26 protein-coding genes are annotated in these 26,612 nt (G+C 63.6%); 17 read left to right on the top strand and 9 right to left on the bottom strand.

All coding sequences use genetic code 11. From position 1 onward, the window contains the following. Positions 1 to 36 precede the first annotated feature (36 nt). Complete coding sequence (locus EHF33_RS05340) at positions 37 to 810, bottom strand: DUF554 domain-containing protein (RefSeq protein ID WP_124868556.1); 774 nt, start codon at positions 808 to 810, stop codon at positions 37 to 39. Between the two features lie 472 nt (positions 811 to 1,282). Between EHF33_RS05340 and EHF33_RS05335 the strand changes: the two genes are divergently transcribed. Further along, entirely contained in the window at positions 1,283 to 1,492 is a 210-nt protein-coding gene (locus EHF33_RS05335; protein WP_124868554.1) for a helix-turn-helix domain-containing protein, read from the top strand. Positions 1,493 to 1,546: 54 nt separating this feature from the next. Here EHF33_RS05335 and EHF33_RS05330 read toward each other — a convergent pair whose 3' ends face one another. Further along, complete coding sequence (locus EHF33_RS05330; RefSeq protein WP_124868552.1) at positions 1,547 to 2,725, bottom strand: amidase; 1,179 nt, start codon at positions 2,723 to 2,725, stop codon at positions 1,547 to 1,549. Further along, positions 2,722 to 3,222 carry an LEA/WHy family protein gene (locus EHF33_RS05325; protein WP_124868550.1) on the bottom strand — a complete coding sequence of 167 codons (501 nt, stop codon included), beginning with the start codon at positions 3,220 to 3,222 and terminating at the stop codon, positions 2,722 to 2,724. The genes EHF33_RS05330 and EHF33_RS05325 overlap by 4 nt, the downstream gene beginning before the upstream one ends. A gap of 80 nt (positions 3,223 to 3,302) precedes the next feature. On the opposite strand from EHF33_RS05325, the gene EHF33_RS05320 reads away from it, so the two are divergent. From EHF33_RS05320 to kynU, 4 genes are all read left to right on the top strand, one after another. Next, positions 3,303 to 4,277 carry a hypothetical protein gene (locus tag EHF33_RS05320; protein WP_124868548.1) on the top strand — a complete coding sequence of 325 codons (975 nt, stop codon included), beginning with the start codon at positions 3,303 to 3,305 and terminating at the stop codon, positions 4,275 to 4,277. Positions 4,278 to 4,349: 72 nt separating this feature from the next. Beyond that, on the top strand, positions 4,350 to 5,030 hold the full coding sequence (locus tag EHF33_RS05315; RefSeq protein ID WP_124868546.1) for an outer membrane lipoprotein carrier protein LolA: 681 nt from the start codon (positions 4,350 to 4,352) through the stop codon (positions 5,028 to 5,030). A 72-nt stretch (positions 5,031 to 5,102) separates the two neighbouring features. Then, complete coding sequence (locus tag EHF33_RS05310) at positions 5,103 to 5,750, top strand: cyclase family protein (protein WP_124868544.1); 648 nt, start codon at positions 5,103 to 5,105, stop codon at positions 5,748 to 5,750. After that, entirely contained in the window at positions 5,747 to 6,958 is a 1,212-nt protein-coding gene (gene kynU / locus EHF33_RS05305) for a kynureninase (RefSeq protein ID WP_124868542.1), read from the top strand. Before EHF33_RS05310 ends, kynU begins: the two co-directional genes overlap by 4 nt. Before the next feature lie 82 nt (positions 6,959 to 7,040). On the opposite strand, the gene EHF33_RS05300 is transcribed toward kynU, so the two are convergent. Next, on the bottom strand, positions 7,041 to 8,426 hold the full coding sequence (locus EHF33_RS05300) for an HD-GYP domain-containing protein (protein ID WP_241191272.1): 1,386 nt from the start codon (positions 8,424 to 8,426) through the stop codon (positions 7,041 to 7,043). Between the two features lie 99 nt (positions 8,427 to 8,525). Further along, complete coding sequence (gene tilS / locus EHF33_RS05295; RefSeq protein WP_124868540.1) at positions 8,526 to 10,172, bottom strand: tRNA lysidine(34) synthetase TilS; 1,647 nt, start codon at positions 10,170 to 10,172, stop codon at positions 8,526 to 8,528. A 79-nt stretch (positions 10,173 to 10,251) separates the two neighbouring features. Here tilS and EHF33_RS05290 point away from each other — a divergent pair, with 79 nt between their 5' ends. Continuing rightward, complete coding sequence (locus EHF33_RS05290; protein WP_124868538.1) at positions 10,252 to 10,755, top strand: peroxiredoxin; 504 nt, start codon at positions 10,252 to 10,254, stop codon at positions 10,753 to 10,755. A gap of 42 nt (positions 10,756 to 10,797) precedes the next feature. Here the strand turns inward: EHF33_RS05290 and EHF33_RS05285 are convergent, their stop codons facing one another. Then, entirely contained in the window at positions 10,798 to 11,310 is a 513-nt protein-coding gene (locus tag EHF33_RS05285) for a hypothetical protein (protein ID WP_124868536.1), read from the bottom strand. Between the two features lie 121 nt (positions 11,311 to 11,431). Here EHF33_RS05285 and EHF33_RS05280 point away from each other — a divergent pair, with 121 nt between their 5' ends. Together EHF33_RS05280 and EHF33_RS05275 are read left to right on the top strand one after the other, a co-directional pair. Further along, positions 11,432 to 12,610 carry a class I SAM-dependent rRNA methyltransferase gene (locus EHF33_RS05280; RefSeq protein WP_124868534.1) on the top strand — a complete coding sequence of 393 codons (1,179 nt, stop codon included), beginning with the start codon at positions 11,432 to 11,434 and terminating at the stop codon, positions 12,608 to 12,610. Positions 12,611 to 12,941: 331 nt separating this feature from the next. Then, positions 12,942 to 14,726: a DEAD/DEAH box helicase gene (locus EHF33_RS05275; RefSeq protein WP_124868532.1), complete on the top strand. Its 1,785-nt coding sequence runs from the start codon at positions 12,942 to 12,944 to the stop codon at positions 14,724 to 14,726. Between the two features lie 285 nt (positions 14,727 to 15,011). On the opposite strand, the gene EHF33_RS05270 is transcribed toward EHF33_RS05275, so the two are convergent. Both EHF33_RS05270 and EHF33_RS05265 read right to left on the bottom strand, forming a co-directional pair. After that, positions 15,012 to 16,379, bottom strand: coding sequence for a phytoene desaturase family protein (locus EHF33_RS05270; RefSeq protein WP_241191271.1), 1,368 nt, complete (start codon positions 16,377 to 16,379; stop codon positions 15,012 to 15,014). Between the two features lie 24 nt (positions 16,380 to 16,403). After that, the gene (locus EHF33_RS05265) at positions 16,404 to 17,285 is read right to left on the bottom strand and encodes a UbiA family prenyltransferase (RefSeq protein ID WP_124868530.1); all 882 of its coding nucleotides are present in this window, start codon (positions 17,283 to 17,285) and stop codon (positions 16,404 to 16,406) included. Between the two features lie 101 nt (positions 17,286 to 17,386). On the opposite strand from EHF33_RS05265, the gene EHF33_RS05260 reads away from it, so the two are divergent. From EHF33_RS05260 to EHF33_RS05245, 4 genes are all read left to right on the top strand, one after another. Then, positions 17,387 to 17,971, top strand: a complete 585-nt coding sequence (locus tag EHF33_RS05260; RefSeq protein WP_124868528.1) for a TetR/AcrR family transcriptional regulator — start codon at positions 17,387 to 17,389, stop codon at positions 17,969 to 17,971. A gap of 53 nt (positions 17,972 to 18,024) precedes the next feature. Then, positions 18,025 to 18,906, top strand: coding sequence for a c-type cytochrome (locus tag EHF33_RS05255; protein WP_124868526.1), 882 nt, complete (start codon positions 18,025 to 18,027; stop codon positions 18,904 to 18,906). Between the two features lie 149 nt (positions 18,907 to 19,055). Beyond that, complete coding sequence (locus tag EHF33_RS05250; RefSeq protein ID WP_124868524.1) at positions 19,056 to 19,925, top strand: alpha/beta hydrolase; 870 nt, start codon at positions 19,056 to 19,058, stop codon at positions 19,923 to 19,925. Positions 19,926 to 20,052: 127 nt separating this feature from the next. After that, positions 20,053 to 21,390, top strand: a complete 1,338-nt coding sequence (locus EHF33_RS05245; RefSeq protein WP_241191270.1) for a LysM peptidoglycan-binding domain-containing protein — start codon at positions 20,053 to 20,055, stop codon at positions 21,388 to 21,390. Here the strand turns inward: EHF33_RS05245 and EHF33_RS05240 are convergent. Beyond that, positions 21,387 to 22,328, bottom strand: a complete 942-nt coding sequence (locus EHF33_RS05240; protein ID WP_124868520.1) for a hypothetical protein — start codon at positions 22,326 to 22,328, stop codon at positions 21,387 to 21,389. The two genes, EHF33_RS05245 and EHF33_RS05240, sit on opposite strands and share 4 nt — an antisense overlap. 285 nt (positions 22,329 to 22,613) lie before the next feature. Here EHF33_RS05240 and trpE point away from each other — a divergent pair, with 285 nt between their 5' ends. From trpE to trpD, 5 genes are read left to right on the top strand one after another with little or no spacing between them, the layout of a single operon-like run. Further along, on the top strand, positions 22,614 to 24,068 hold the full coding sequence (gene trpE, locus EHF33_RS05235; protein WP_124868518.1) for an anthranilate synthase component I: 1,455 nt from the start codon (positions 22,614 to 22,616) through the stop codon (positions 24,066 to 24,068). Next, positions 24,068 to 24,520: a GNAT family N-acetyltransferase gene (locus EHF33_RS05230; protein ID WP_124868516.1), complete on the top strand. Its 453-nt coding sequence runs from the start codon at positions 24,068 to 24,070 to the stop codon at positions 24,518 to 24,520. Before trpE ends, EHF33_RS05230 begins: the two co-directional genes overlap by 1 nt. After that, positions 24,521 to 24,910 carry a tautomerase family protein gene (locus tag EHF33_RS05225; protein WP_124868514.1) on the top strand — a complete coding sequence of 130 codons (390 nt, stop codon included), beginning with the start codon at positions 24,521 to 24,523 and terminating at the stop codon, positions 24,908 to 24,910. It begins immediately after the preceding gene. Then, a complete protein-coding gene (locus tag EHF33_RS05220; RefSeq protein ID WP_124868512.1) occupies positions 24,907 to 25,542 on the top strand; it encodes an anthranilate synthase component II in 636 nt (211 codons plus the stop codon). The genes EHF33_RS05225 and EHF33_RS05220 overlap by 4 nt, the downstream gene beginning before the upstream one ends. Then, a complete protein-coding gene (gene trpD / locus EHF33_RS05215) occupies positions 25,539 to 26,543 on the top strand; it encodes an anthranilate phosphoribosyltransferase (protein ID WP_124868510.1) in 1,005 nt (334 codons plus the stop codon). Before EHF33_RS05220 ends, trpD begins: the two co-directional genes overlap by 4 nt. Positions 26,544 to 26,612: the final 69 nt, after the last annotated feature.

Here is a 26,612-nt window from a genome sequence, read left to right as displayed (position 1 = left end):
TAACGGATGGGCGGTGCCCTGATCTTTGCCCACACTCTACAAGCTCTTGGCCGCCCACAGCAGCAGCGGAGCCACCAGCAGAGCAGGTAAAAAGCTGGCGACCCGCACCCGCTTGTCGTCTTCAAAGCCCAGCCCCGCCAGCATCAGGTTCCAAGCGATGCCCGCGATCATCAGCCCGCCCGCGCCGGTAATCAGCAGCACATACGGATTGCTGTTCAGCGTGCTGGGATCGGCCCCACCCAGCAGCGCACTGGCCAGCCCCCCAGACGCCAGCGCGATGCCGCCCTGAATGACCAGCACGGCGGCGGCGCTGAGCAGCACCCCGACGCCGTAAATGCTGGCCAGCGCGATAGAGGAAATGCCGTCCAGTGTGGCCTTGAGAATGTAAGAGCTGTTGTCACCGGTCAGGCCGTTTTGGATGCCGCCCACCAAGGTCAGCGGTCCGACGCAAAAGAGCAGGGCCGCCGCCACGAAGCCTTCTGTAAATTGCCCCTCGCCTTTCAAGCGGCGCTTGAGGGTGTCGCCGAGAGTGGACAGACGCTCTTCCAATTTCAGTGCTTCACCGATCACCGCGCCGAGCGCCAGCCCCACCAAAGCCAAAATCACCCCCGGAATAGAGCCGGCCTTGACGCTGTTTAAGCTGCCCGCCATGCCGAAGGCGATATAGAGCGTCACCAAACTCAGCACTTGCAGCAAGGTGCGCTGGGTGCGTGGCGGCAAGCGGCTGCCCAAGAACAGACCGATGCTGGAGCCGATCAGCACAGTGGCGGTGTTGATCAAGGTGCCGGAAAGCTGCGTGAGAAGAGACATGAGCGCCATGCTAGCGTGGCAGTGGGGCCGCTCTTCAGCAGGGGCTACCCGCCAGCGTTCTTCGAGGCGGGCAAAGCGCTTCTGCTGGCGCTCACTTGAGGTGAGGCGGAGTCGGGAGCTGTTGAGGGGTGCGCCCCCACTTCTTTAATTTATCTCATTTAAATTGCCTCAAGAACAAGCTGAAAGTGCCTTGACATTCGCTGCTATAGTGAAGGGCAAGTTGAATACGTTGACTGGGTTTCAACCACTTCTGCTCCCTCAGCGGCCTGCGTTTAGCGGGTCAAGTGGGCCGGGAGGCCAAGCTGGGCTGCGGGCCGTTTGGCGCGGCGTGAATGTTTTGCCCTGCTTGAGCGCACAACTGAACTTACCAAATCTGAGGCCCCCTTCTGGCGGCCTTTTTTCGTCTTTGTCGGCTTATCCGTGGTGGTTAGCTCTTTGGGCGGCTTTTGCCTGCCCTAACTCGGAGGAACAGATGACCCTAAGCGAACAGTTCCAGACCCTGCCCAAGCTCCTGAAAGTCAGCGAAGTGGCCGATTTTACCGGCACCCACGAGCGCACCGTGCGCCGCTGGATCAGAGATGGCCGAATGCCTGCCGTGGAAAGTCCCGCCGGCATCCGCGTGCCGCGCCGTACGCTCTGGCGCTTTTTGGGTCTGGACTTGGCTGTTTCGCCGGCTGCCTGAAATTGCCTGCACCCTGCCCCGCTCCCGCTTCGGCGGGGGTTTTTGCTGAGTCGGTCAGGGGTTGGCGAGTTGTTTCTCTAAGCGTAGTGCCAAGCCCAACAGCTCGGCGTCTTGTTGCCAAGCGGTCACCAGTTGTACACCCACGCTCAAGCCACCCGCAGGGCGGGGGAGGGCCAGCGTCGGCGCGCCCAGCAAACTAAACGGCACGGTCAAGCGCAAAACGGCCACCCGCAGCGGCGTTTGACCCTCGGGCAAAGTCAGATGGTCTTGGCCGATGAGCGGCGCGGCGCTCGGCACGGCGGGAGCCAGCAGCACGTCAAAGCGCTCAAACAGGGCGGCGAGTTGGTCGCGGTAAATCTGGCGCTTGTCAAAGGCCGCTTGAACGTCTTTGGCCGTTCGGGCTGCTCCCAGACGCAGCAGTGCTTCGGTGCCAGCACTAAAGCCCGTCGGTGAGTCTTTCAGCGCCGAGGCGTGGACAGCCGCCGCCTCGCTCTGCACGATGGGGCTGTAAGCGTCCAGCATATCGGGCAATTCAATTTCGCTGAGCTGTGCGCCAAGCACCTTGAGCTGCGCCGCCGTTTCGTCCAGCGCGGCGAGCGCTCCGGCTTGTAACCAATCGGCGGGCCGCCACAGTCCCACTTTCTTTCCAGCCCAGCTCTGGGCTTCCACCGTTTCGCCGCTCAGCACGGCGTGGAGCCGGGCCGCCAGCGCCATATCACGGGTCAGCGGCCCGGTGTGGTCGCAGGTGAGGCTCAGTGGCAGCACGCCCAGAGTCGGCCAAGCCGGATGCCCCTTGGTCGGCTTGAACCCCACCACCCCGCACCACGCCGCCGGAACGCGCAGGCTGCCGCCGGTATCGGTGCCCAAAGCGAAATCCACTTCGCCCCGCGCCACCGTGATGGCCGCGCCGCTGCTGGAGCCGCCGGGCATCCGGGAGGAATCAAGCGGATTGCGCCCCGGCGTCACCGGATTCGCGCCGCTGATGCCGAGGGCGATTTCGTGCAGGTGGGTTTTGCCCAGCAGGGTCGCGCCCAGTTCGAGCAGGCGGCTCACTAACGGGCTGGGCGGCAAGCTCGGCAGCGCCGCGTGGGTGGAGGCCCGCAGCGGCCAGCCTTCCACCTCAAACAGGTCTTTGGCGCTGAAGGTCAGGCCAGAAAGTGGCCCGCCCGCCGCGCCTGTCAGCGGCTCATCCGGCAGGTAAGCCCACGCGCCCCAGTCGTTTTCGGCGCTCACGGTAAGATGGCGGGCTGCTGAAATAAGCCCTGCGTCAGCGTGTACGGCCCGAAGCTCGGTTTGCCCAGCGCTCCGAGGTCGGCGGTGAAGGTGCCGTCTAAGCGGTAGGGCATCTCGCGCCCCCGCGCCACTTGCAGCCAAATGGCGGTGTTCTGAAAGCTGACTGGAATCTCCAAAAAGGCGTCCTGATCGGCGCTGCCACGCGGAGGCAAATTGACATTCGGCAAATCCACTGCTCCGACGTCGCTGCCGTTGAGATAAAAGTGCGCGTTGATGTTGGCCAGCCGCGCCGGAACCGGATTGGGGTTGTCGATGCGGAGTTTGAGCGTCACGCGGGCAATGGCCGGTGAGCCGAGACTCAGCCCCGTTAAGCGGGTTTGCACGACGCTGAAAGTGGGCACTTTGATGACTTGTTGCAGTGCGGGCGCACAACTGCTCAGGCCCAGCACGGCGGCTGTCAGAAGGGCGCAGAGCGCGAAACGGGTGGGCAGGATCATGGCTCAGAGTCTATCCCCAGATTCGAGTGGAAGTCGGCTCCGGTCAGCCCCCGCTCCAGCGCTGCCGCTAGACTGCGGTCATGACGCCTCGCCTTTTTTCCCGCTCCTTGCTCAAGCTCAACTCGCTCGGTTTGCCTCTTCTTGCCTCCGCTCTCCTGGGTTCGGCTCAGGCCGTGACCTACGACTTCGGCGCTTCGCTGGCGTCTTCCAATCTGGCGGTATCCGGTGCGCGGGCCTTCAGTGTTCGGGCGGGCGTCTCGGACGTGCTGCTGGGTCAAAACCGCTTTTCCCTGGCCCTCTCCAACCGCGCCGCCGAAGTGGGCGTGCAGCGTAACCAGGCTCTGTTCACCATCGGCACGGTGCGTTTGGCGGCCAGCGGCGCACTGGTGTATGCAGGGCCAGTCGGCACACGTCTGAAGGCCGAGGCCAGCGGCAGTCTGGGGCCGGTGGCGCTGAGCGCGTCGGGGCAGCTCTGGAACTCGTCTGCTGCGGCGCTCGACCCGCTCTCGGTCTGGAGCCAGATGCCGGTCAATGTCAACGCTTCAAGCTTGCAGGCCAATCTGGAAGCCAAATACCGCCCCTCACGCGACTTGATTTTGATGTTTGCCGGTGAACTGGGCAGCCAAAGCCTCGCCTCGCTGACGGGCGAGTGGCGGGCCGACGCCATGAGCTACCGCTTGGGAGCCAGCGCCGGAAAAGGCGTCTTGGGCGCACTGGCGGGCGTGACTTACCGCGCCGAGAACTTTACTGTGGGTGCCGACGCGCTGGTGGGCCGCGCCGCAGCGGGCCAAGTGACTTTTGGCGGCGCACTCAGTTTGGACGCTCCAGCGGCGCTGCCCCTCAACGATGCCCAAGCCATCGGCCTGAGCGCTTACCTCAAGTACGAGCCTTGGCGCACGGCCGCTTTGCCGCTTCGGTACGGCGTAGATGTGGGCGTGCCGCTGGGCGAGGTAGTCGACGGCCAGTTCAATCTCGGACTGCGCGGCGGCAGCGGCGGCTTCGGGGTGCGGGCAGGCTACACCTTTACGCCGGGGGCGGGAACTTCTGGGCCGTGAGCGGCGCGTCCTCCTAACCCTTCGTCAGCCGATCTCCGGTCTTCTCATGAGAGCCGGCGCGATACTTTGCCTATGCGTAAACACTCCCTCGCCGTGCTGAGTTTGCTCGGCGCGTTTTCATTGGCTCAAGTCTCTTCCGCTTCTGCCCAAACGGCTGACGCCATCCTCAACAACATTGCCAGCGCCCAGAAGTCGGTCAAAGACATCAGCTTCCGGGTGTCGGGCACGGCAGATCAGGGCGGCGGCGTCCAGAAGCTCGACCTCAACGTGCAGACTATTCCGGCGTCCAGCTTGGCCCGCGTGGTCTTCAACGCGCCCGACGCGCTGGCCGACAACATCGTGATCGTCAGCAGCCAAGAAATCCGCAATTACTTGTACCTCACCAACCAGATCACTGTCACCAGCCTCAAAAAAGCCCTGAACGGTCAGGATTTGGGCGGTCTGGATCTGTCGCAGCTCAGCAATCTGGTGTCGGCCCTCAAAACCCGCTACGACGTCAAAGTGCTCGGCACCACCGGCGCGGCCCCCAACCGTATCTACGAACTGGAAGCCGATCCCAAAACCGGCGTGCAGGGCGGCTCCACCCATATTTTTGTCAGCGAAAACGGCTGGCGGCCCACCCGCTTTCAGGCGATCGATCCCAAAGGCAAAGTGGTGGCCGATCTGGTGGTCAGCAACTACAAAACCAACTCCGGCCTGAGCGCCGCCAAGCTGACGCAGCTTCCCAAAGACGCCGAAGTGATCAAGCAGTAAGGCCCTGACCTTCCCAATGTTTCAGACGGGCCGCCCAGCCAAGGCGCGGCCCGTTTGCTTTACTCTAAGCAGATGCCAGACTTGCCGCTCGGCTTTCGCGATATCTCCCGCGCCCTGCCCAATCACCATCCGACTTGGCCGGGCGATCCGCCGCTCATCTTTGCTCCGGCGGCCAGAATTGCCGGCGGCGACAGCGTGAACACCAGCTCTATCAGCACCAGCACCCACACCGGTACCCACGTGGACGCGCCCTGGCACTACGGCGACGCCGCTCCCAAGCTCGACGAAGTGCCGCTGGAGCGCTACCTCGGCGCGTGCTTGGTGGTGCATGTGCCGCCCGGCGACTTGGTGGGCGCTGAAGTGCTGAGCAGCTTGTCCGATCCCTTGCCGCCGCGTCTGCTGCTCTCTACTGGTCAGAGCGCCGAGTGGCTGACGTTCCCAACCGACTTTAGGGCACTCGATCCAGCTTTCGTGCGGGAAGCGGCGCGGCGCGGCGTGCGCCTGATCGGCACCGACAGCCCCAGCATCGACCCGCTGACCAGCAAAACGCTGGACGCCCACCAAGTTTGTTTGGAAGAAGGCATCTTGATTGTCGAGGGACTGGATTTATCCGGCGTGGAAGCGGGCGAATACACACTGATCTGCTTGCCGCTGCCGCTGACCGGCGCGGACGGCGCACCCGCCCGCGCCGTGCTGCTGCCAGCGGGGTTGCTGCCATGACCCAGCCGCGCCGATCTTCACACTGGCCGCGCCGCGAGCTGTTCGCCCTTCCCAAAGGCATTTACCTCGATGGCAACAGCCTCGGCCTGATGCCCCTGAGCGCCCATCAAGCGGTGGTGCGGCGGCTCGGCGAGTGGCAAACCCAGGCCGTATCCGGTTGGGATGAGTGGTTCGGGATGGCCGAGAGTCTGTCGCCCGCGCTGGCCCGCTTGGTGGGCGCTTCTCCGCGTGAAGTGATCGCCACTGGCAGCATCACCAGCAACTTGCACGCGCTGCTTGCCACCCTTTACCGCCCCCAGGGCGAGCGCAAACACCTGCTCGCCACCGCGCTCGACTTTCCCACCGACCTCTACGCCCTGCAAAGCTGGGCTGAACTGCGTGGAGCCGAGGTGCGCCTGATTCCCAGCCGCGACGGGCAAACCATTCACGAAGATGACCTGCGTCAGGCGCTGGGGCCAGATATCGCCTTGGTGCTGCTGCCCACCGTGCTTTACCGCAGCGGGCAGCTCTTGGACGTCGCCAAGCTGACGGCGATTGCCCACCGAAGCGGAGCGCTAATCGGTTGGGACGCGGCCCACAGCATCGGGGCCATGCAGCACGCCTTCCACGACGCGGGAGCCGATTTCGCGGTGTGGTGCAGCTACAAGTACCTCAATGCTGGCCCGGGTGCGCCCGGCGGGCTGTTTTTGCATCAGCGCCACCATCACCTCGCGCCCGCGCTGCGCGGTTGGTGGGGCAACGAAAAAGAAAGTCAATTTGAAATGACGACCAAGTTTCGCCCAGCTCCCGGCGCAGCGGCTTATCAGCAGGGCACGCCGCCGATTTTGGCGCTGGCGGCCCTTGAAGGCGCTTTGGAAGTCTACGAGCAGACCGACTTGGCCGCGCTGCGGGCCCGCAGTTTGGCGCTTACCGACTTACTGATGGAGTTGGCCGATCTGCATCTCCACGACATGCGGGTGCTCACGCCGCGCGACCATGCCCGGCGCGGCGGTCACGTTTCGCTTTCGCACCCGCACGCCCGCGCTCTGTCGGTGGCCCTGCGCCAGCGCCAGATCATTCCGGATTACCGCTCCCCCGACGTGCTGAGGCTGGCCCCGATTGCCTTTTACAACACCGAAGACGAAATTCGTGAAGTGGTGCGGGTGCTCAGGGAACTCCTCGACAGTGGCAGCTATAAAGATGTGACGGAAGTGGGAGCGGTGACTTAAGGACAGTCTCTGAAAGCATAAAAACGGGCGCTTCTTGTCAGAGCAGAAGCGCCCGTTTGAGCTGGAGAGCAGAAAATGAAAGTCAGCGCACCAATTTGGCGTCGTCTTGCTCGGACATCATTCGCAGGAAAGCGTCCATAAATTGCGGGTCGAACTGGCTGCCGGTTTGGCTGCGCAGCTCTTGGAGGGCGCGTTCACGGCTCCAAGCAGGCTTGTAGGGGCGGGCGTTGACCAGCGCGTCGTACACGTCGATGATCGAAAACAGCCGGGCGGTGTCGGGGATGTCCTGACCGCGTAGGCCGCTGGGATACCCGCCGCCGTCCCAGCGCTCGTGGTGGTGGCGCACCAGATCGAGTGTCTCAGCAGGCAGGAAGTGAAGGTCTTGCAGCATGTCGTAGCCGAGGGTGGCGTGGCGCTGCATCGAGGCCCGCTCGTTGGCGTCCAGCGGCCCGCGTTTGTGCAAAATCGAATCCGGCACGGCGATTTTGCCCAGATCGTGCAGATACGCGCCCCAGCGCACTGCTTTGAGGCGCTCGTCATCCCAGCCGAGGCGGGCCGCGAGGCGCAGCGACAAGGTCATCACCCGCTGGGTGTGGCCGCCGGTATCGTCGTCACGGCGCTCAAGCGCAGAGCCTAGAGCTTTGAGGGTCAAGTCGTTGGCGTCGCGCAGTTCGCGGATAGCGTAGACCTGACCGAGCTGTGCGCCCAGAAAGCGGGCAAACGATTCGACCACTGACTTTTCGTCGGCTTCGAACTCGCGGTCTTCTCGGGTCAGCAAAATGAGGCCGAGGTGCTGGGTGGCGCGGCCATAAATGTTGACCACCAACTGCGTTTTGCGCTGCGGGCGCTTGAGCAGGGCCAGCACTTCCTCGGCGACCCAGTGATCGGCCTGCACGCTGCGGCTGTCGTTGTCGCTCGGCACAATCGGCTGCTCGATAAACGGCTCGAAGGCTCCCCGCGCCGCCAAAATCATCGGGGTGCCGCGCCGGTACGCCACCACCGCAAAGTGAGGAGCCACCCGCAGGTTTTGCAAAATGGCGATGCCCGCCCGAATAATGGCTTCGGCGTCTCTGGCCTCGCCCAACTTGACGCTGCCTTCTTCCAGCGCTTTGACGGTGTTGTGCAGCCACTCGGTTTCCCGGGCCGTGGAGCTTTCGCGAATCGAGAGCAGACCGAGGCCCAAGATGAGCGCCAGTGCGCCGACTAAGCTCCACGGCCCAGGCGCGGTGTTGTAGAAAATGAGAGAAGCGGTAAAGGCCAGCGCATAGATGACAATCGGCATCCAGCGCCACAGGCCGCCCAGACGCTGAGTCAGGGCCGCACACAGCACCGTCATCCCGACGATCACCGAAGTGTTTTGCAGCACGACGCCGTAAGCGACCAGGCCCGCCGCAATGAAAGCCGCCGAGAGGATAGGCACAGAAAACGCTGGAGGAGCAGAAGTGGAAACCGCAGACGGAGCAGACACAGCTTAGAGTTTAGCACCCCTTCAGCAAAAGTTCAGATTGGCATTCTGCCGAACGGTGCTGACCCTTCCAAGGATGAGCCGCGCCGTCCGGAGAAGCCGTTATTTTGGAGAGCGTGCTGAGCGGAACTCGCGAAAAGAGGTCTTGAGCAGCCGCGCCGCTTGAGAAGCCCGCACGCCCGGCGTCACCGCGAGGGTGTGGCCCCAAGTCTGGGCCAACACGTCGCAGACTCCCCCCAGTGCTCCGGCACGCGGGTTGCTGGCGGCGTAGACCACCCGCCCCAGCCGGGCCTCCAGCATTGCGCCGAGGCACATCGGGCAGGGCTCCAAGGTGACGTACAAGGTGCAGGCAGTTAAATACGGCCCCACCACCTGAGCCGCCAGCCGCAAAGCGTCCAGCTCGGCGTGGCGGGTCATGTCGCCGAGTTCGCGGCTGCGGTTGGCCGCACGCGCGATAGTGGCCCCGCCGCTGACCACCACCGCGCCCACCGGCACTTCGCCCGCCTCGGCAGCGGCGCGGGCGAGTTCAAGTGCCTCGCCCATGAAGTAAGTATCGGGATCTGAATCGGGAGCAAAGTCAGCGGGGTCAAGAACTTGAACCTGCTCCCGAGCGCCCTGTGCCCACAGCGGCGGCAGCGTGCCGAGCCACTGCACGCCGTCCTCGTCGGCCAGCAGCCACACCGCGCCGCGCTCGGCTCTGGGAACTTTCAAATCGGTCAAGATGTCGCTGAGTTTGCGGGTGCCGCCTTCAAGGCGCATTCGGTCTGCGGTTTGACGGTGGCGTAGCGTCCAACTCGGCGGCGGGGTGAAGCTCGGCTGCGGCCACGGTTGAAGTGAATTGGGGAGCTGTAACGTCGGAAAAGGCCCGCCTGTGACGCTCGCAGCCCGGCCTCCGGGCAAGGTGAGATGCTGGGTGTCTCCGGCGCTCAGCGCGGCGGCGAGCTGCTCCAGATGTTCAGCGTGAAAGGTCAGGCCAGCCGCTTGCAATTCGCGGCGCACGGCCCGCCGCAGCAGGGCCGGCGGCTGGCCCCGCTGCGGCGCGTGCGAGCTGAACCGTGAGGCGGCTTGTAAGGCGTCGTCGTCTTGGGCCTGAAAGCGGGCCAAGCGGCTGAGGCTGGCGTCCAGTGCCGAAAAGCGGGAGCGCAGCAGCGGCAGCACCTCGGCCCGCAGCCAATTGCGGGTGTAGCGGGTATCCGCGTTGCTGGCGTCTTCCAGCCAAGGCTGCTGCCACTCGCTCAGCGCCGCCGTGAGCTGCGCCCGGCTGACTCCCAGCCAGGGGCGATGAAGGGGGCCGCGCTCGGACGCGATGCCGCTCAACACCGCTTCGCCGCGCAGCAGTTGCCACAGCACCGTTTCGGCTTGGTCATTTTGGGTGTGGGCCGTCAAGATGAGCTGTGCGCCGCGCTGCTTGGCGGTGCGTGCCAAAAAAGCGTAACGCAGCCGCCGCGCCGCTTCCTCGGTCGTCCAGCCGCGCTCGGCGGCTACGCGGGCCACTGGAGCCGTTTGGGTAACGTACTCTGCGCCCAAGCCCGCGCACAGTTGACGTACCCACTCGGCGTCCCGTTCGGATTCGGGCCGAAGTTGGTGATCCAAATGGGCCACCACCGGCTTGATGCCGAGCATTAGCAGCGCCCGGAGCAGCGCCACGCTATCGGCCCCGCCGGATACTCCAACGACAAGCGGTGGTACGTCCGGCGCAGCATACCGGCGCAGTGGTGTGAGCAGCGGCGCGAAAACAGAGGCGGGCATCTGCGCTGCATGATAGGGCGGCCGCGCCGGTCTTGCCCGTCTCTTGCCCTTAAGACGGCTGGCCGCGCATACTGGCTCCATGTCTTTACGTTCCGGCCAAGCGGCTCCCTTGTTTGAGGCCAGAAGTGACGATGGGCGGCGCGTCGCCCTGCGGGAGCTGCGGGGAGAGTGGGTGGCGCTGTTCTTTTTCTCGGGAGCGCTGACCCCAGCGGGCCGCCTAGAAGCTCAGCAATTTGAAGCGGTGCAGCGTGACTTTCAGCAATTGGGCGCTCAAGTCATCGGCGTGAGCAGCGATACCGAGGCCAGTCAAGCGTTGCTGCGCCAGACCTGTCAGTTGAGTTTTCCCCTGCTGCCGGATGCTCAGCGCCGTATTGGCAAGGCTTACGGCGTGCTGGGCGGCGCTCTGGGCCTGCTGGGCTTCAACCAGCGCCGCACTTTTTTGATTGATCCAGCAGGCCGGGTCGCTTACGTGTGGCGCGGCGTCAAACCAAACCGCCACGCCGCCGAGGTGCTGTGCGAACTCAGCCGGCAGCAAGGGCAGGCGGGGCCGCGCTCCCAGCAGATTTCGCACGGGCCGGTTTAAAAAGCAGGTTCATGCCGCTGCCTGCCGACGTTTTCTCCGCCCTCAGAGCTTGGCGCTGGCTTTCATAGCCGTGAGTTTCAAGCTGTCGCCCGCCATACTCTGGCCCTGCGTAGCCTGAACGCCGAAGTACCCGTGCCCGGCTTTGGCGGCCCGGTCGAGGGCGCTGCCCGACAAGCTAAAGCCGGTGACCACACCGTTTTGCACCGTTAAAGTGCCGACTTTTTGGCTAATCTCGCCGCTGGCGTCGCAGATTTGGGCCTTACTGCTGGGTACGGCGTTGCAGCTCGGCAGACTGCTGCGCAGGTACACCGCCACCCGCTGAAGGTCGCCCGCGCCCGCGTACATGACTTGGCCGCTGACGCTGACGTTGCTCAGGATGCCTGGAATGGAAGTGCCAGAAAAGGCGTCGCTGCCGTCATAGGCGACGTAACTTTCAAAGCCCGCGCTGGGCGGCAAAGTCAAGGTCTGGTCGGGAATACTGGCGGCGGGCAGCGGCACCATCCCGCAGGCGCAGAGGGCTGCGGAGAGAGCGGCCAGCAGGGTAAAAGTCTTCATGGCGCTCAGCTTAAAGGACTGCTTCTCACAGCAATCCGGCAATTGGCGTGCCAGACGTAATAAATCTCCTATTGCCAGCGCCCACAGCCCACTGCGTTTCTCGGCGTGGAATACTTTCAGCATGAATGTGAAGATCAAAACCCAAGCGCTGCGCCGTCTGCGTGGCCGGTACCCTTTCGGTCACACCGGCGATATTGCCAGCGCCGATGCTGGAATAACGGCAGGCGAAGTGGTGGACGTCCTCACCGAAGAAGGCCGGTTCGTGGGGCGTGGTTACTTCAATGCCGCTGGCGCGACGCCGCTGAGGATGCTGACCTTGCAGCGCGAGGACATCAACGAAGCGTTTTACCGCAGGCGCATTCGGGAAGCCCTCCAGCGGCGCGAAAACCAGATTCACCGCACCGACGCCCTGAGAGTCATTCACGCCGAGGCCGACGGCCTACCGGGCGTGGTGGCCGATCAATTCGGCAATTCCTCATCTGGCGGGGTCTTGGCGGTGCAGCTGCGCAACGCGGGCACCGAGCGCCACCGCGATTTGATTCTCAGCGCCCTCAAAAAAGAAACCGGCGCGGCGGCGGCTTACGAGCGCAGTGATACCGGCGAGCGCCGCCGCGAGGGACTTGATCTCAAAACCGGCGAACTGTGGGGCGAAGTTCCAGCACGGGTGCGCTTTGTAGAAGATGATTTGGAGCTGTTTTTCGAGTGGAAAACCGCCCAGAAAACCGGCTTTTTTCTCGATCAGCGCGACAACCGCCGGATGATGGCCGAGCTGGTGCGGCCCGGTCAGAATTTTTTGGACGTCTATTCCTATACCGGGGGCTTCAGCTTGCAGGCGGCCAAGCGGGGCGCGACCACGCTGGCGGTAGACAAAGACGTTGCCGCCCTCGCCACGCTGGAAGCGGTGGCCCGCGCCAACAAACTCAAAGCGGGCGCGAGGCTGGGCGACGCGCTGGAGGTCTTGTCGCAGCTTGAGCGCGAAAAGCGGCGCTTCGACGCCGTGGTGCTCGACCCGCCCACCCTCGCCAAGCGCCGTGACGACGTCCCCAACGCCAAACGGATCTTCACGGCGGCGGCCACCAGCGCCCTGAAGATGCTCAACCCCGGCGGCCACCTGCTGATCTCCACCTGCGCCCATTATTTGCGTGTCGATGATCTCTTGGACGCCGCCCGTGTCGCGGCAGGTGAAGCTGAGGCCGCCGCTCAGGTCGTGGCCATCACTTACCAACCCGCCGACCATCCTTACATGTTGGCAGTGCCGGAAAGTTTGTACCTTAAAAGTGTATTGCTCAAAAAAGAGTGAGTTGGCAGATGCCAAGGAGCGGCAGTGTTGCCCCCGGCGGGACAAACATCACACACGCCGCTGATTTTTAGTGTATAGTTTACCCTTAGTGTCCGTCCCCGTGCTTGCGGGTGACTGACCGGGCCGAGAATGCCACGAACCGCCTGCAACGCCTTCACCGTGTGTTAGAACCAAAAAGGCAGGCAGGTAGATTAAATTAGGTGGCAGGGTTGTTGCACCGGACAAAAAAGCTTTGACATGCAAGGTTGGAGATGAGTGAGATGACTCCTAAATGCGGCATGAATGAGGCTTTCACCGGCGAGCGTGCAAAAAACCCCGGCAAAGGTACTCAATGTTATTTAGTGAACTGATCAACCCCGAACTTGCCGCACGCCTTGAAGCCCAGGGCATCACCGAAGCCACTCCTATTCAAGTCGAGAGCCTGCCGCACACCTTGGCCGGCCGTGACTTGATCGGCCGCGCCCGCACCGGCACCGGCAAGACGCTGGCTTTCGCGCTGCCGATCATCCAGAGCTTGGAGCCCAGCCGTGAGCGTGGCCGCACGCCCCGCGCCCTGATCATGGCCCCGACCCGCGAACTGGCCAAGCAAGTCGCCGAGCATTTCAACAAAGCCTCGGGCAACTTGGAAGTCTTGACCATCTACGGCGGCGCGGCTTACGGCCCCCAAGAAAAGGCCCTCTCTCGCGGCGTGGACATCGTCGTGGGCACCCCCGGACGCATCATCGACCATATCGAGCGCCGCAACCTGATGCTCGACGCGGTGCAGTTCGTGGTACTCGACGAAGCCGATGAAATGCTCAGCGTAGGGTTTGCCGACGCCATCGAAGAAATCCTCAAGGCCACCCCTCCTGAGCGCCAGACCATGCTGTTCAGCGCCACGCTGACCCGCGACATCTTGCGCATCGCCAAGCAGTACCAGAACGATCCGGTGACGGTGGATCTGGTCGGCGAAGGTAAGAGCCAGGCTGCCGTGAGCGTCGAGCACCTCAAGATCCGTGTGGGGCGCACCCGCACCCGCTTGCTGGCCGACTTGCTGACCGTCTACAACCCCGAACGCGCCATTATCTTTACCCGCACCAAGCGTGAAGTGGACGAACTGGCGATGGAACTCATCCATCGTGGCCTGGAAGCCGAAGCGCTTCACGGCGACCTCGCCCAGAGCCAGCGTGAACGCGCCCTCGGTGCTTTCCGCGCCGGACGGGTGCGTGTGCTGGTCGCCACCGACGTGGCCGCCCGTGGCCTCGACATTCCTGAAGTGGATTTGGTGGTGCAGTACCACTTGCCGCAAGACCACGAAAGCTACGTTCACCGCTCGGGCCGGACGGGCCGCGCTGGGCGCACCGGCACTGCCATCGTGATGTACGGCGACCGCGAGCAGCGTGACCTGCGCAACTTGGAGCACGCCACCGGCGTTCACTTCCAAGAGCGCCTGCACCCCACCCCCAAAGAAGTCCGTGACGCTTCGGCCAGCACCGCTGCCGATCAGGTTCGCAAGGTGGACTCCGAATTTGCCGAGCCTTTCCAGCAAGCAGCCGAGCGCCTCTTCAGCGAACTGGGCATCGAGGGTCTGGCCCGCGCTCTGGCCCGCATCGCCGGAGCGGTGACGGCTGCCCGCAGCGTGAGCCTGCTCAGCGGCGAAGAAGGCCAAATTACTGTGATGCTGCGTGGTCAGCGTCTCAGCGTGGCCCGCACAGTCGCTCTGATTGCCCGCAGCACCGACATCGACAGCCGCGCCCTGGGCAAAGTGCGTTTGTTCCAAGACGGCGCGGTGGCTGACTTGCCCAGCGAACTGGTTGCCAAGTTGCTGGCCGCTTCGCCCCTCGATGACCAGATCGAAGTCAGCGTGCCGGACGAGTTGCCCGAACTCACCGACGCCCCGCAGCGTGAGCGTTTCAGCGACAGCCGCAGCGGTGGCGGTTACCGTGGCGGAAGCCGTCAGGGTGGCGGCGGCGGCGGAAGCCGTTTCAGTAACGACCGTGGTGGCAATGGCGGCGGCAGCGGCGGGAGCAATTTCCGTGGCCGCAGCAGCAGCAGCCGTGAAGATTTCGGCAGCCGCGAGTTTGTTCCCAGCGGCCCCGAGCGCAGCGGCAGCAGCGAGCGGCGGGATCGCCGTTAAGCGCTAAAAACTATTGAGCAGGGCGGGTGTCTGGAGAAGACGCCCGCCCTGCTTTTTGGTTTGGGGGGCTGGGTTGTGGGTTCGTTTTCCCCCACTCCCAGTCCTCTCCCCGTTGGGAAGGAGGGAGCTGATCGCTGCGCTCGTTACTGTGACTGTGCGGGGTGACTTTTGGTCAATGCCTCCGGTGTTCTCTACGACTGGGACTTCTGTTCTGTTTTGGCCGACGCGGTTTGTACTTTCCCAGCTTGGCGTGTGGGAAGGCAAAAGTGGGTGGTTGGAGAGCTGCTAGGCTTGCTGAATCAGCTTGGAGACGATCAAAGCTCCGCCCAGAATCGCCGGAATGCCGCCGCCCGGATGCACCGCCGTACCGACTTGCCAGAGCTTGGCCGACACGCGGTACGGCTGAGGATGAAACGGCCCGCTGCGCCACGCCGGATACGCCGCGCCGTAGATCGCGCCTCCCGCCGTGCCGAGTGCGGCGTAATGGACTGGATCAAGCGCCTGAATGTCCAGCGCCTTGCGGAGGAAATTTGGCACGCCCAAGACCCTTTCAACCCGCTCTATTTGCCCGCGTACCCAGGGCTGAGTGAGGTTGAGCGCTTGCCCCGACGCGGGAACGGTGAGCAGCAGCGCCAATTTACGGCCATCAGCGTGAACGAGCGCCAAGGTGTCAGGCGGCAGCGCTTGGGCCTGCACGGCCCGCCGGAAGGTTTGAAAATTGGACGGCGCAATGATGCTGGTGGCGGGCAACGGCACAAGCTCAGCAAAGGCAGCATAGATCGCCAAGCCGCTGACGGTGCGGGCCTGCGGCTTGCTAGTCTGCCCGCTCAACTCGGCCCGCCGCGCCGGATCGAGGGCGCTGACGATCAAATCATGCCGCGCCGTTCCGCTGCCTAATTTGAGAATGCCCCGCGCCGCGTCCAAGTGGATCACGGGCGTTTGTTCTAGCAGTGTGACGCCCCGCTCACGGCAAAAGCGCAGCAACTCGTCGAGCAAGCGCGTCATCCCACCGGCGGGCCGCGACACCTCGGCGGCGATCAGGGCCGGAAGCAGCGCGTAGAGGGCGGGCGCGTCTTTTGGACTCAGGCCCGCGTTCAGCGCGTGGGTGTTGAGCGCGTGAGCCAGCAGCGGCGAAAAATGCTGGGCGCTGATCCAGCTTTCAGCGCTCAGGTGGCCGCCCAGCACCCGCCCGACACGGGCACTCGCCCGCAAAAATGCCGGGTCATTCAAGCGCGGCGGCCGGGTCAGCAGAGTTTCGACCTCAGCTTGAATGGGGCCAACCCGCGCTAGGTAGCGCTGCCACTCGCCGGAGAGCGGATGATCCGGCGGCACCGGCAGCGCTACGGCTCCGAACGGTGTGTGATGTAGGCCCAGCCCGCCTTCAAGCGGCTGCAAATCAAGCGAGTCGGGCTCATTCAGTGCGGCCAAATAGTGCCGCCAAACGCCCGGAAAGGTAAACAAACTCGGCCCCGTGCCAAACGCCAACCCGCCCACCGACAGCCTTGAGAGTTTGCCGCCGAACTCGCCCGCTTCATACACCGTGACGGAGTGGCCCGCTTCAGCCAACAGCGCCGCCAGGCTCAGTCCCGCGAGGCCGCCGCCGAGAACGCCTATGGATCTTTCCGGTTGTTGGCGGTACGTTGTTTGCCCCACTCTTTTCCTGTTTCCCACAGCCCACTAGCCTTTTGCCAGTACATACACCAGTTGCACCCCGCTCACCGCGCCCACGATCCACGGCGAGACGATGCTCAGCGGGTACAAGCGGGCGGCCTGCTCGGAAGTCGGGCGGCGCAGCAAACGGAGCGCCATACCACCGCACACCAGCCACAGCGCCGAGCTGCTCAGCGGACTCAGCGGCCACAGCAGCGCTCCGGCGAGGGCAAACCAAGCCAGTGCGTAGCGGGCTGCTCCGGGTGCGCCCAATGTAGTCGCCACCGTGCGGGTGTGGGCGTCGGCGTCGGCGGGAATGTCTTGCACCGCGTCAAAGGCGTGCTTGCCCACCGCGTAGGCGCACAGTGCGGCGCAGGCCAGCGCGGGCACCGCCGCGCCCACCATCAGCGCCGGAATCAGCAGCGGCAAGGCGTAAGCCACGTTGGACAGGCCGTCTAAAAAGGGGCGGGTTTTGAAGCGCAGCGGGCGCAAGCTGTAAGCCGCGAACAGCCCCGCACACAGCAGCAGCACGCCGTAAGCGGCGGGGGAGAGCAGCCACGCCAGCGCCAGCAAAAACGGCAGGTTCAGCGCCAGGATCAGCCACAACAAGCTGTTTTCCTCGCCGGAGCGCAGCCTCGCGCCCTGCCAGCCGCCCTTGCGCTCGCTGCGGGCATCCTCGGCCATGTCGGAGAAGTCGTTGAGGCCGTAGATCAGCAAGTTGAACGGCAAGCTGAGGTAAACCAGCAGCAGCAACCAGCCCGCGCTCATGTTCCAGAGCTGCCCCGACAGCCACAGGCCCGTGACCGCCACCCCAAGCGTGTTGACCCACAGCGCAGGCCGCGAAACGAGCAGCACTTGGCGCAGCGGTAACAAGTTGAAGGCAGAAGAACGGGGTTGCAGTCGGCTCATGGGGCAAGTCTCACTCCGGTCAGTATAGAGGCGCGGTTCGGGGCGTTTTGTCTGGGTCGGTCTGAACCAACAAAAACGGGAGAGCGGTTAAACTGCTGCCTATGGCCCGCCGCGTTGATCCTGTTCAAGACCGCCTGCGCCGTGCCGCCTTGGAGCAGGCCGCCTACCAAGCCATTTTCGAGTGCGGCTTTGCCAGCGTGACGCTTGGTGATATCGCCGCCCGAGCGGGAGTCAGCAAAGGCACGTTGGTTTACCACTTCGGCAGCAAAGAAGAGTTACTGGCTGCCGTGATGCGCCGCTTCGTGCGAACTGTCACCGCTGCCACCCGCCGCGCCCTTCGGCAAGCGCCCAGCCCTGAAGCCAAGTTGCAGGCCTACGTCGAAAACCAGTTTTACGGGGTGCTCAACACCAAGCGGTTTTACACGGTGTCTCTCGATCTGCTCTCGGCGGCGGCCCGCAGCCCCGCGCTGATGAAGGTGCAGCGCGACTTTGTGGCGGCCAGCCTCAGCTTAGACCTTGAACTCTCGGCGCTGGGCGGCGGGGCCGACCTGGCAGCGCGGGCTTGGCAACTCCGCGCCCTGGTCGACGGCCTGAGCGTCCGGTTTTTGGCCGATGAACAGCCGGATTTGTACCTCTACCGACGAATTTGCCTGACGGGTCTGAGAGCGCTCTTATGGCCCCCTTGAGAAGGCGAGAAACGAGGCCAAATTGCCCCGCCGCCTATGCTAGGGTTTGATGGATGAGAAACGCTTTTATCGTGTCTGCGGCGCTGCTGTTAGTCGGTACGGTGGGGGGCGGCTATACCGCTTACCATCTGGGAACAAGCCATGAAGAAAAAGCTGCTGGGAGCGCAGGTGAAACCAAAAGTCCCGCAGCCGTGATGAACAATGACGCGGCCTCGGCGGGCGTCAGTCCAGCGGCTGGTCAGGCTCCGGCAACCGGCGACGCTGCTCCCGCCAGCACCGAGGGCAAAAGTGTCAGTGACGCTTCCGGCGCGGCTGCGGCTCCTGCTGCGGGCGAGTCCGGCACCACCCCGGCGGGCACGCCAGCGGGTAACAAAGCCGACAGCTTGTCGGCGGGTAGTATGCCGACGAGCGGAGCCAGTCAGAGTCCCAACGCGGCGGGCAACAAGCCCGGCGACAACCAACCGGCGGGCAACGCCAGCGCCGCCGAGGGCGCTTCTGTCGTCGCCACAGACCGCGCTTCGGGAACGTCGTCCACCACTGCTGCGCCCGGTGCGCCCACCAAGCCCACCAATGCTGCCAACCCCTCAGGCAGCGCTCCTGCGCCGGACAGCACCAGCGCCGCTGCGGCTGCTCCTGCCAGCGGCGCGGCCACCTCCGGCGACGCGGAGGCCGGCAAGCTGATTTTTGCCGGAGCCAAGAAGCCGGAAGTCAACTGCGCGGTGTGTCACGGCGCACAGGGCAAAGGCGGCGTGGGAGCCAACCTGACCACCCCCGACGGCCCCAAGGGCTGGGACGAAACGCAGTTCTTGATGGCGCTGCGCCAGGGCCAGACGCCTCAGAAGATGCTCAACGCCACCATGCCGCGCTTTGCTGACACCCAGCTCAGCGACACCGAGATCAACGACATTCACGCCTTCATCAAAACCCTGCCTTAAGGAGCTGGACTCCGCGCGTATTTGTGCCCAAACATGTTACTTCCGCTCGCTTAGGCAGCGGTAGCGATGTGTTTGTCTTTTATTTATGCTGGAACCTTTAGCAGCCGAGCATCCATTTGGGCCTGAACTTGGCGCATTACCTTGACGGGATGAAACGCCGCCTTCTCGCTTTGCCTTTGCTGCTCACCCTGGGAGTGGCCCTTACCGCCTGCAACCCGGTGGGCACCCTCAACCGCGCCACCAGCCTCAGCGGCCTGAGCGTTACCCACGACCTCCACTACGGCTCCGACCCGCGTAACGTGCTCGATATTTACGCGCCGCAAGGCGCTGCCAACAAAGCGGTGGTGCTGTTTATTCACGGCGGCTCGTGGGACAGCGGCAGCAAAGACGAATACGTGTTCGTGGGCGAAAGCTTGGCGCGGGCCGGATACGTCACGGCGGTGATGAACTACCGCCTTGCCCCGCAGCACCCTTACCCTGATTACGTAATCGACGCTGCCAGCGCCCTCAAGTGGCTGCAAGACAACGCCGCTCAGTACGGCGGCAACGGCCAGCGCCTCTACGTGGTGGGCCACTCGGCGGGGGCTTTCAATGCGGTGGACGTGGTGGACGACAGCCCCTTTTTGAGCGACGCGGGTGTGCAGGCAGGCACAGTGCGCGGCGTGGTGGGCATCGCCGGCCCCTACGACTACGATTTCCGTCAGTTTCCCACCAAAACGGCTTTTCCGGCAGGCGGCGATCCGGCCCAGATTATGCCGACCCAGCATATCCGCGCCGACGCGCCGCCCAATTTGCTGCTGGTGGCGGGCAACGACCAAACGGTCGATCCCAGCAACGGCGAGAAGATGAAAGCCGCCCTTCAAGCGGCGGGCGTGCCGTACACCTACACGGTGTTGCCGGGCCTGAGCCACATCACTGTCGTGGCAGCGTTGTCGCGCCGCCTGACCTTTTTGGGCGGAACCCGTCAGGCCGTCTTGGACTTCTTGAACACCCAGGAAGCCAGCGCCGCCAATAAATAAGCACGAAAATCACCCGCTGTGCCTAGACAACCCTGATCTGCGTCAGGTTCAACTCACCTTGGGATGAGCCTTTCATGATGGGATGGATGTTGTGTGTCGTTTGCCCCTCTTCCGTACTCTGCGTTCCGTGCTGCTGTTCAGCTTGGCCAGTTCAACCGCGTTTGCCGCTGTCACCGTTCAAAAAGGCGATACCCTCTTCACTCTCTCGCGGCGCACCGGAGTCAGCGTGGCGCGGCTGCAAGCGCTTAATCAGCTGCCCAGCACTCTCATTCGCGTCGGCCAGGTGCTCAGAACGGGCGGGCCGCTGCCCGTCACCAAAGCCGCGTCCAAAGTTGCCGCTCCACCGCCGAAAACTGCCAGCGTCAAGCCGCAAAGACTCAGCCGCTACACTGTGCGCTCCGGCGACACCTTGAGCAAAATCGCATCCAAAATTGGCGTCAGTGTCCGCGCTTTGCAGGGAGCCAACCAGCTCACCGGCACGCTGATTTTGGTGGGCCAAGTGCTCAAGGTGCCGCCCGCCGGCGCGTCGGCCGCCCGCGTTCCGGCGCTACCGCCCAACACCGAAGCCCGCGTCGTGTACACCTACCGCACGGTGGGCGTGCGCGACACGTTCGTGACGCTGGCCCAGACCGCCCAGCAAAACGCCAAGCTGACTTCGGCGCAGTTTATGGATCTCAACCATTTGAGGATCGCCTGGGTTTATCCCGGCATGAAAGTGCTGCTGCCCCAGCGTATTCCAGTGCCGATTCCGCCCGCGCCGCGCCGCCGCGCCGTGAGCTTATCGGCCGTCCGTGTGCTCGACACCGCCGTGCAAGTGGTCAGGGTGGATTTGCGCTGGCGCGACGTATTGGTTTCTCCGGTGCTGCCTTTGCGCGGGATTGGCAGCAGCGCCCGCGTCAGCACGCTGGCCCGGCAAAGCGGCGCGACGGCGGTGATCAACGGCAGTTATTTTCATCCGCGCAGCTATATTCCGGCGGGCGACTTGGTGGTGCAGGGCAAGCGCTTGTCGTGGGGCCGCATTCCGGTGGCGCTGGCGATCACGCCCGACAACCGCGCCTACATTGGCGGGGGCGGTGGCGCAGGCAGCAGCGGTGTAGGCAGCAACTGGACAGGCATGGAAACGGTGATTGCCAGCGGGCCGCAAATCGTGCGCGGCGGTCAGATCAGCACCGCTTACTCGCGCGTCTTCCAAGACCCCGCGCTGTTTGGCCGCGCCGCCCGCAGCGCCATCGGCCTGAGCAGCAACCGCGACCTCATTTTGGTCAGCACCCACGCCCGGCTGACCATCAGTGAAATGAGCAAAGTCATGGCCCGCCTCGGAGCCAAAGACGCTTTGCTGCTCGACGGCGGCTCCAGCGCCGGGTTGTCTTGGAACAACACCCCCATTTTGGAAAGCGTCCGCAGCGTGTCATACGGTATCGGGGTTTTTTCGGAGTATTCGGGGCGGCGGTATTCGCGGACTTAACGTCCCGCCCGCACGTCCTCGATCAGTTCGCGGCCTATCTCCAAAGCCACCGGCCCCAAAGGACTCAGGCCCGCGCCCAGCACGGTGCTGAGTTTGGCCTGCCGGGCGCTGCTGAGGTGGTTCCAGCGCTCCAAGTCGCTTCGCCACAGCAGGGCGGCTTCGTCGCGCACAAAGCGCACTGCGCCGTCAAAATAACCGGCTTGCTGGGCGAGTTTGGCACGTTTTTCGGTTTGCACCAAGTTCAGGCCGCGTGTGGCCAGCAGCACGCGGCGGGCTTCGTCTGCGCCGCCAAAGCCGTAGAGCTGGTCTAAATGATAGACCGCTCTGGGAAAGGCCAGCCCCGCCTGCGCCCGCCAGTGGTGCGGCAACCGCACGCCGCCGTCCGGCCAACTGGCGGGCCAGAGGTGCAGGTGTGTCAGCAGCGCCGGATAAAGGCGGCGAGTGGCGATTCGGCGGGTTTCGGTGAGCGCCAAGAGTTGCCCGGCAATGCCGCTGCCGCGCCTGAGCCACTCGCCAGCGGCGCTGAGTTCGGCGGCGGCTTGATCAAGGAGGGCGGTTCTGGCTGCGCTCAGTTGCGGCGCGGACGCTTGCCGGAGTTGGCGGCCCAACTTGGCGAGATTTCCACTGGGGTCATACACGGCCTTACCGTTTGCCAGCCACTCCAGCGGAGCCTCAGCCCGGTACAGATCGGCCCAGTCTTCCAGCTTTTCGTACGGAAACTGCCAGAGCTGCACGCCGTTTTGTGTCGTTTGCTTGGCGTCGCTCAGGCCGCGCTCAAACACCAACAGCGCCGGGCGGCTGCCTGCCCACGTGGGGGCGCTGCTCATGACCTCGGCCACCGCCCTGACTTTGCGCTCCGCCGTCAAGCGCTCAAGGAGGAGCAGGGTGGATTCGGTCAGAGCGCTGGTGGGTTCGTCGCGGATTGGGGCAGAAGGCATCAGGCCATACTGTACAAAGGAACCCGAATCAGAATTGGAGCGGCGAGTGGATAGTTCTCTGGCACACGGGGGAAGCTGCACAGGCCTTTACCTTCGGCCCGCTGGCGACTATGCTAGCAGCGTGATTCGCGTACTGACCAACGTAGCCTGGTGGTGGCCCAAGTTCCTTGGGTGATGTTCGGCTGCTTTCAGATTTGATTTCAGCGCCGCGCCCAAGAACGTCATCGTTCGGGGCGCGGTTTTTTGTGGTTTCGCTGCTCGACTTCAGCTCCATAAGGAACTTGTATGACCTCAACCACCCAAACACCTGTCACTCAACCCTTCACCGAAGTACGCGAGCTCAATGCCGACCTCGATACGCCGGTCAGCGCTTACCTGAAAGTGACCGGCGGCGCGAAGAAACTGAGTTTTCTCCTGGAAAGTGTGGAAGGCGGCGAGCGTCAGGCCCGCTATTCGTTTATCGGCGTGGGCGAAATCGGGCGCTTTACCTTGAGGGGCAAGCAAGCCACCCTCAGCGGAATTTTGGCTGAAGGTTCGGACGCTGAAACGTTTGAAACTGCTGATCCGCTGGACTTGCTTTACAGCCGCGTCATCAGGCCGATTCACTTGCCTGCCGAGAAGTTCAGTGGCCTGCCGCCCTTTTTTGGTGGCGCGGTGGGGTACGCTTCCTACGACCTGATCCGGGTCTACGAGCAGTTGCCCGACCACAACCCCGATGAACTCAACGTGCCCGACGCGCTGTTTATCGTGCCGGAAGGCTTGGTGATTTTTGATCACTTGCGTCACCGCCTTTACGCGGTAGCCATTTCGCAAGATCAGGCGCAGGCGCGGCGGATCGTCGAACAGTTGGAAGCCGATTTGCGCGGCCCGCTGCCCGCCGTACCCGGACGCGAGAAAGCTGAGCCGATGACCTTCAAGAGCAACATGACGCCCCGCGAGTACGAACAAGCGGTAAAAAAGTGCATCGAATACATTCACGCTGGAGACGTTTTTCAAGTGGTGCCGTCGCAGCGCTTTTCGGCGGAGCTGACGGTGGAGCCGTTCGCGCTCTACCGTGCCCTGCGCGGCATCAATCCCAGTCCGTATCTGGGGTTTCTCAATCTGGGCGAAGTGACTTTGGTGGCCAGCAGCCCCGAGAGTTTGCTGAGAAGCGACGGCGTCAGCATCGTCACCCGCCCGATTGCCGGAACACGGCCACGCGGCAAAACGTCCGCTGAAGACGAAGCGCTGGCCGCCGAGCTGCTCGCGGACGAAAAAGAACGCGCCGAACATCTGATGCTGGTGGACTTGGGCCGCAACGACATTGGCCGGGTGGCCGAATACGGCAGCGTCACGGTGGAAGACGCCTTCTCGGTTGAGCGCTACAGCCACGTGATGCACATCGTCAGTGGGGTGCGCGGCAAATTGCGGGCAGGGCAAACCCCGCTGCACGCGCTGGCCAGCGCCCTGCCGATGGGAACCGTCTCGGGAGCGCCCAAAATTCGGGCCATGGAAATCATCGATGAAGTGGAAACGGTGCGGCGCGGGCCTTACGGCGGCGCGTTCGGCTACATCGCCTTCGACGGCAGCTTGGACATGGCCCTGACCCTGCGCACCATGGTGATTACCGGCGGCAAGCTCCACATTCAAGCTGGAGCGGGCATCGTGGCCGACTCGCACCCGCCCACCGAGCAAGAGGAAACGCGCAACAAAGCGGCGGCGCTGATGCGGGCGGCGGAGCGGGCAGCGGCGGGCCTGTGATGATTCGGACAGCGACTGTTGACGACTTGCCTGCGTTATTTGCCTTGCAGCATCTGGCCTTCCAAAGTGAAGCGGAACTGTATCCCGAAACGGTCATCTCGCCGATGCGCCAGACCTTGCCGGAATTGGAAAGCGAGTTCTCCCAGTTCGAAACGCTTATCGCTGAGGAGGATGGCAAATTGATCGGCTCGGTGCGCGGGCAGATGGTGAGTGAGTGCGGAGAGATCGGGCGGCTGATGGTGCGTCCGGAGTGGCGCGGGCGAGGGCTGGGGCGCAGACTCGTTCAAGAAATGGAGTTGGCGCTGGGCGTTCAGACCTTCAGACTGTTTACGGGCGAGCGCAGCTTGAGTAACCTGAGGCTTTACGAATCGCTCGGCTATGTTCGGGGCGGCCAGTTTGCCTCGGGGCCGATCAGTCTGGTTGAACTGACCAAAACGGGAGTTGTGGTTTAGATGGCCCAGGTCAAGATCTACGCCCGCGCCGCGCACCTCGCGCTGTACCGTCAGGCCCTTTCGGACGCCATTCACGCGGCGGCGGTGCAAACATTGGGATTGCCCGAAGACAAACGTTTCCACCGCTTTTTTTCCTTGCAAGACGTGGACTTTATTTATCCGCCTGACCGCAGCGCTGCCTATACCATTCTGGAAATTTCCATGTTTGAAGGCCGCCGGGCCGAAACGATTCGGTCTTTTCTGCGGGCCTTGCAACAGAAGGTGCCCGCCAGCGCCGGAATGCACCAGAATGATCTGGAAATCACGCTCTTTGAAACGCCCCGCGCCCATTGGGGGATTCGCGGAAAGATCGGCGACGAACTTCAACTGTCTTATGAGGTCACGAAATGAACGACGCTTCAACACCCGCTCCCCGCATCCTTATCATTGACAACTACGACTCGTTCACCTTCAATCTGGTTCAGTACTTCGGTGAACTGGGCTGTGAGCTTACGGTTTGGCGCAATGACGCGTTCACTTTGCAAGAAGTCGAAGCGCTTAACCCCGACGCCATCGTAATTTCACCCGGCCCCTGCACGCCGCTTGAAGCTGGACTGAGCGTGGAGGTGGTGCGGGCCTTCGCGTCCAAGTACCCGCTGCTGGGCGTGTGCCTGGGCCACCAGAGCATCGGTGAGGCGTTCGGGGCCACCATCAAACGCGCTCCGATTCCGGTTCACGGCAAAACCAGCCGCGTGAGGCACGACGGCCAGACCTTGTTCGTGGGCCTCGGCGAGGAGGTCACCGTGACGCGCTATCACAGCTTGGTGGTGGAAGACTTGCCGCCCGAGTTGCTGCCCACCGCTTGGACGACCGATCAGACCCCCAGCGGCGAATACCGCGCTCTGATGGCCCTGCGACACCGCGACTATCCGGTGTTCGGCGTGCAGTTTCACCCCGAAAGCATTGCCACCGAAGATGGCAAAGTGATGATCCGTAACTTTTTGGCCGAAGTCAGGCGGCACCAAGCGCAGGCTCCGGCATGATTCACGCCCGCTTGATGAACGGCGAGCGGCTCAGCCAGATCGAGGCCGCCGCTTTTATGGACGAGGTGATGAGCGGCGATATCAGCGCCACCCGCCTCGCTGCCGCGCTCTCGGCCCTGCGGGTACGTGGCGAAACGCCCGAAGAAATAGCAGGATTTGCTCAATCGATGCGGCGGCACGCGGTGCGGGTTCCGGTGACGGCGCATCCGATTTTGTTAGACACAGCCGGCACGGGCGGCGACGGAGCCAACACCTTCAACATCTCCACGACGGCCGCTTTTGTGATCGCGGCGGGCGGCGTGCCGGTTGCCAAGCACGGCAACCGGGCCGCCAGTGCCCGCGCCGGAAGTGCGGACGTGCTGGAAGCTCTGGGCGTCAACTTAGACGCGCCGCCTCAGCGCTCGGCACAGGCCATCGACGAGTTGGGCGTGGGCTTTATGTTTGCCCGCAATTACCACCCGGCCCTGCGCCACGCCGCGCCGGTTCGCACTGAGCTGGCTTCGCGCACCGCTTTTAATGTGCTGGGGCCGATCAGCAATCCTGCCGGGGCGACCCATCAAGTGGTGGGCGTCTACAGCCCCAAACTGACCCGCACGCTGGCTGAGGTGCTGCGGCTGCTGGGCAGCAAAGCGGCGCTGGTGGTGTCGGGCGAAGGCCTGGACGAACTCACCGTTTGCGGCCCCACTCAGGTCAGCGAACTGCGGGCGGGCGAGGTCACCGACTCGGTGCTATATCCGGCAGATGTGGATTTGGACACGTACCCGCTCAGCGCTCTGGTCGGCGGCGACGCCCATGAAAACGCCGCCTTCACCCGCGCCATTTTGTTAGGCGGCGGCACAGCAGCGCAGCGGGATGTGGTGGCGCTGAACGCCGGAGCAGGCTTGTATTTGGCCGAAAAAGCGCCAGACTTGCGCGGCGGGGTGAAGTTGGCTCAGGGCATTTTGCAAAGCGGCGCAGCGTGGGATCTTCTGGAGCGGTACGCGGCGTATACGCATCAGTGAACGGCCTCACGCACCCAAGATCAAGCCGATCTTAACTGAGTTGCAACTCCGCCTTATCCCAATTCCGAT

It is taken from the genome of Deinococcus psychrotolerans, from assembly GCF_003860465.1.
In the GTDB taxonomy this organism is placed as follows: domain Bacteria; phylum Deinococcota; class Deinococci; order Deinococcales; family Deinococcaceae; genus Deinococcus; species Deinococcus psychrotolerans.
The sequence above is the reverse complement of the archived record's forward strand: the minus strand, read 5'-3'. Positions and strand labels throughout refer to the sequence as shown.

Coding starts and splice junctions, on each gene's coding strand:
- EHF33_RS05340 (WP_124868556.1), bottom strand. CDS start 810: ATGTCTCTTCTCACGCAGCTTTCCGGCACCTTGATCAACACCGCCACT.
- EHF33_RS05335 (WP_124868554.1), top strand. CDS start 1,283: ATGACCCTAAGCGAACAGTTCCAGACCCTGCCCAAGCTCCTGAAAGTC.
- EHF33_RS05325 (WP_124868550.1), bottom strand. CDS start 3,222: ATGATCCTGCCCACCCGTTTCGCGCTCTGCGCCCTTCTGACAGCCGCC.
- EHF33_RS05320 (WP_124868548.1), top strand. CDS start 3,303: ATGACGCCTCGCCTTTTTTCCCGCTCCTTGCTCAAGCTCAACTCGCTC.
- EHF33_RS05315 (WP_124868546.1), top strand. CDS start 4,350: ATGCGTAAACACTCCCTCGCCGTGCTGAGTTTGCTCGGCGCGTTTTCA.
- EHF33_RS05310 (WP_124868544.1), top strand. CDS start 5,103: ATGCCAGACTTGCCGCTCGGCTTTCGCGATATCTCCCGCGCCCTGCCC.
- kynU (WP_124868542.1), top strand. CDS start 5,747: ATGACCCAGCCGCGCCGATCTTCACACTGGCCGCGCCGCGAGCTGTTC.
- tilS (WP_124868540.1), bottom strand. CDS start 10,172: ATGCCCGCCTCTGTTTTCGCGCCGCTGCTCACACCACTGCGCCGGTAT.
- EHF33_RS05290 (WP_124868538.1), top strand. CDS start 10,252: ATGTCTTTACGTTCCGGCCAAGCGGCTCCCTTGTTTGAGGCCAGAAGT.
- EHF33_RS05285 (WP_124868536.1), bottom strand. CDS start 11,310: ATGAAGACTTTTACCCTGCTGGCCGCTCTCTCCGCAGCCCTCTGCGCC.
- EHF33_RS05280 (WP_124868534.1), top strand. CDS start 11,432: ATGAATGTGAAGATCAAAACCCAAGCGCTGCGCCGTCTGCGTGGCCGG.
- EHF33_RS05275 (WP_124868532.1), top strand. CDS start 12,942: ATGTTATTTAGTGAACTGATCAACCCCGAACTTGCCGCACGCCTTGAA.
- EHF33_RS05265 (WP_124868530.1), bottom strand. CDS start 17,285: ATGAGCCGACTGCAACCCCGTTCTTCTGCCTTCAACTTGTTACCGCTG.
- EHF33_RS05260 (WP_124868528.1), top strand. CDS start 17,387: ATGGCCCGCCGCGTTGATCCTGTTCAAGACCGCCTGCGCCGTGCCGCC.
- EHF33_RS05255 (WP_124868526.1), top strand. CDS start 18,025: ATGAGAAACGCTTTTATCGTGTCTGCGGCGCTGCTGTTAGTCGGTACG.
- EHF33_RS05250 (WP_124868524.1), top strand. CDS start 19,056: ATGAAACGCCGCCTTCTCGCTTTGCCTTTGCTGCTCACCCTGGGAGTG.
- EHF33_RS05240 (WP_124868520.1), bottom strand. CDS start 22,328: ATGCCTTCTGCCCCAATCCGCGACGAACCCACCAGCGCTCTGACCGAA.
- trpE (WP_124868518.1), top strand. CDS start 22,614: ATGACCTCAACCACCCAAACACCTGTCACTCAACCCTTCACCGAAGTA.
- EHF33_RS05230 (WP_124868516.1), top strand. CDS start 24,068: ATGATTCGGACAGCGACTGTTGACGACTTGCCTGCGTTATTTGCCTTG.
- EHF33_RS05225 (WP_124868514.1), top strand. CDS start 24,521: ATGGCCCAGGTCAAGATCTACGCCCGCGCCGCGCACCTCGCGCTGTAC.
- EHF33_RS05220 (WP_124868512.1), top strand. CDS start 24,907: ATGAACGACGCTTCAACACCCGCTCCCCGCATCCTTATCATTGACAAC.
- trpD (WP_124868510.1), top strand. CDS start 25,539: ATGATTCACGCCCGCTTGATGAACGGCGAGCGGCTCAGCCAGATCGAG.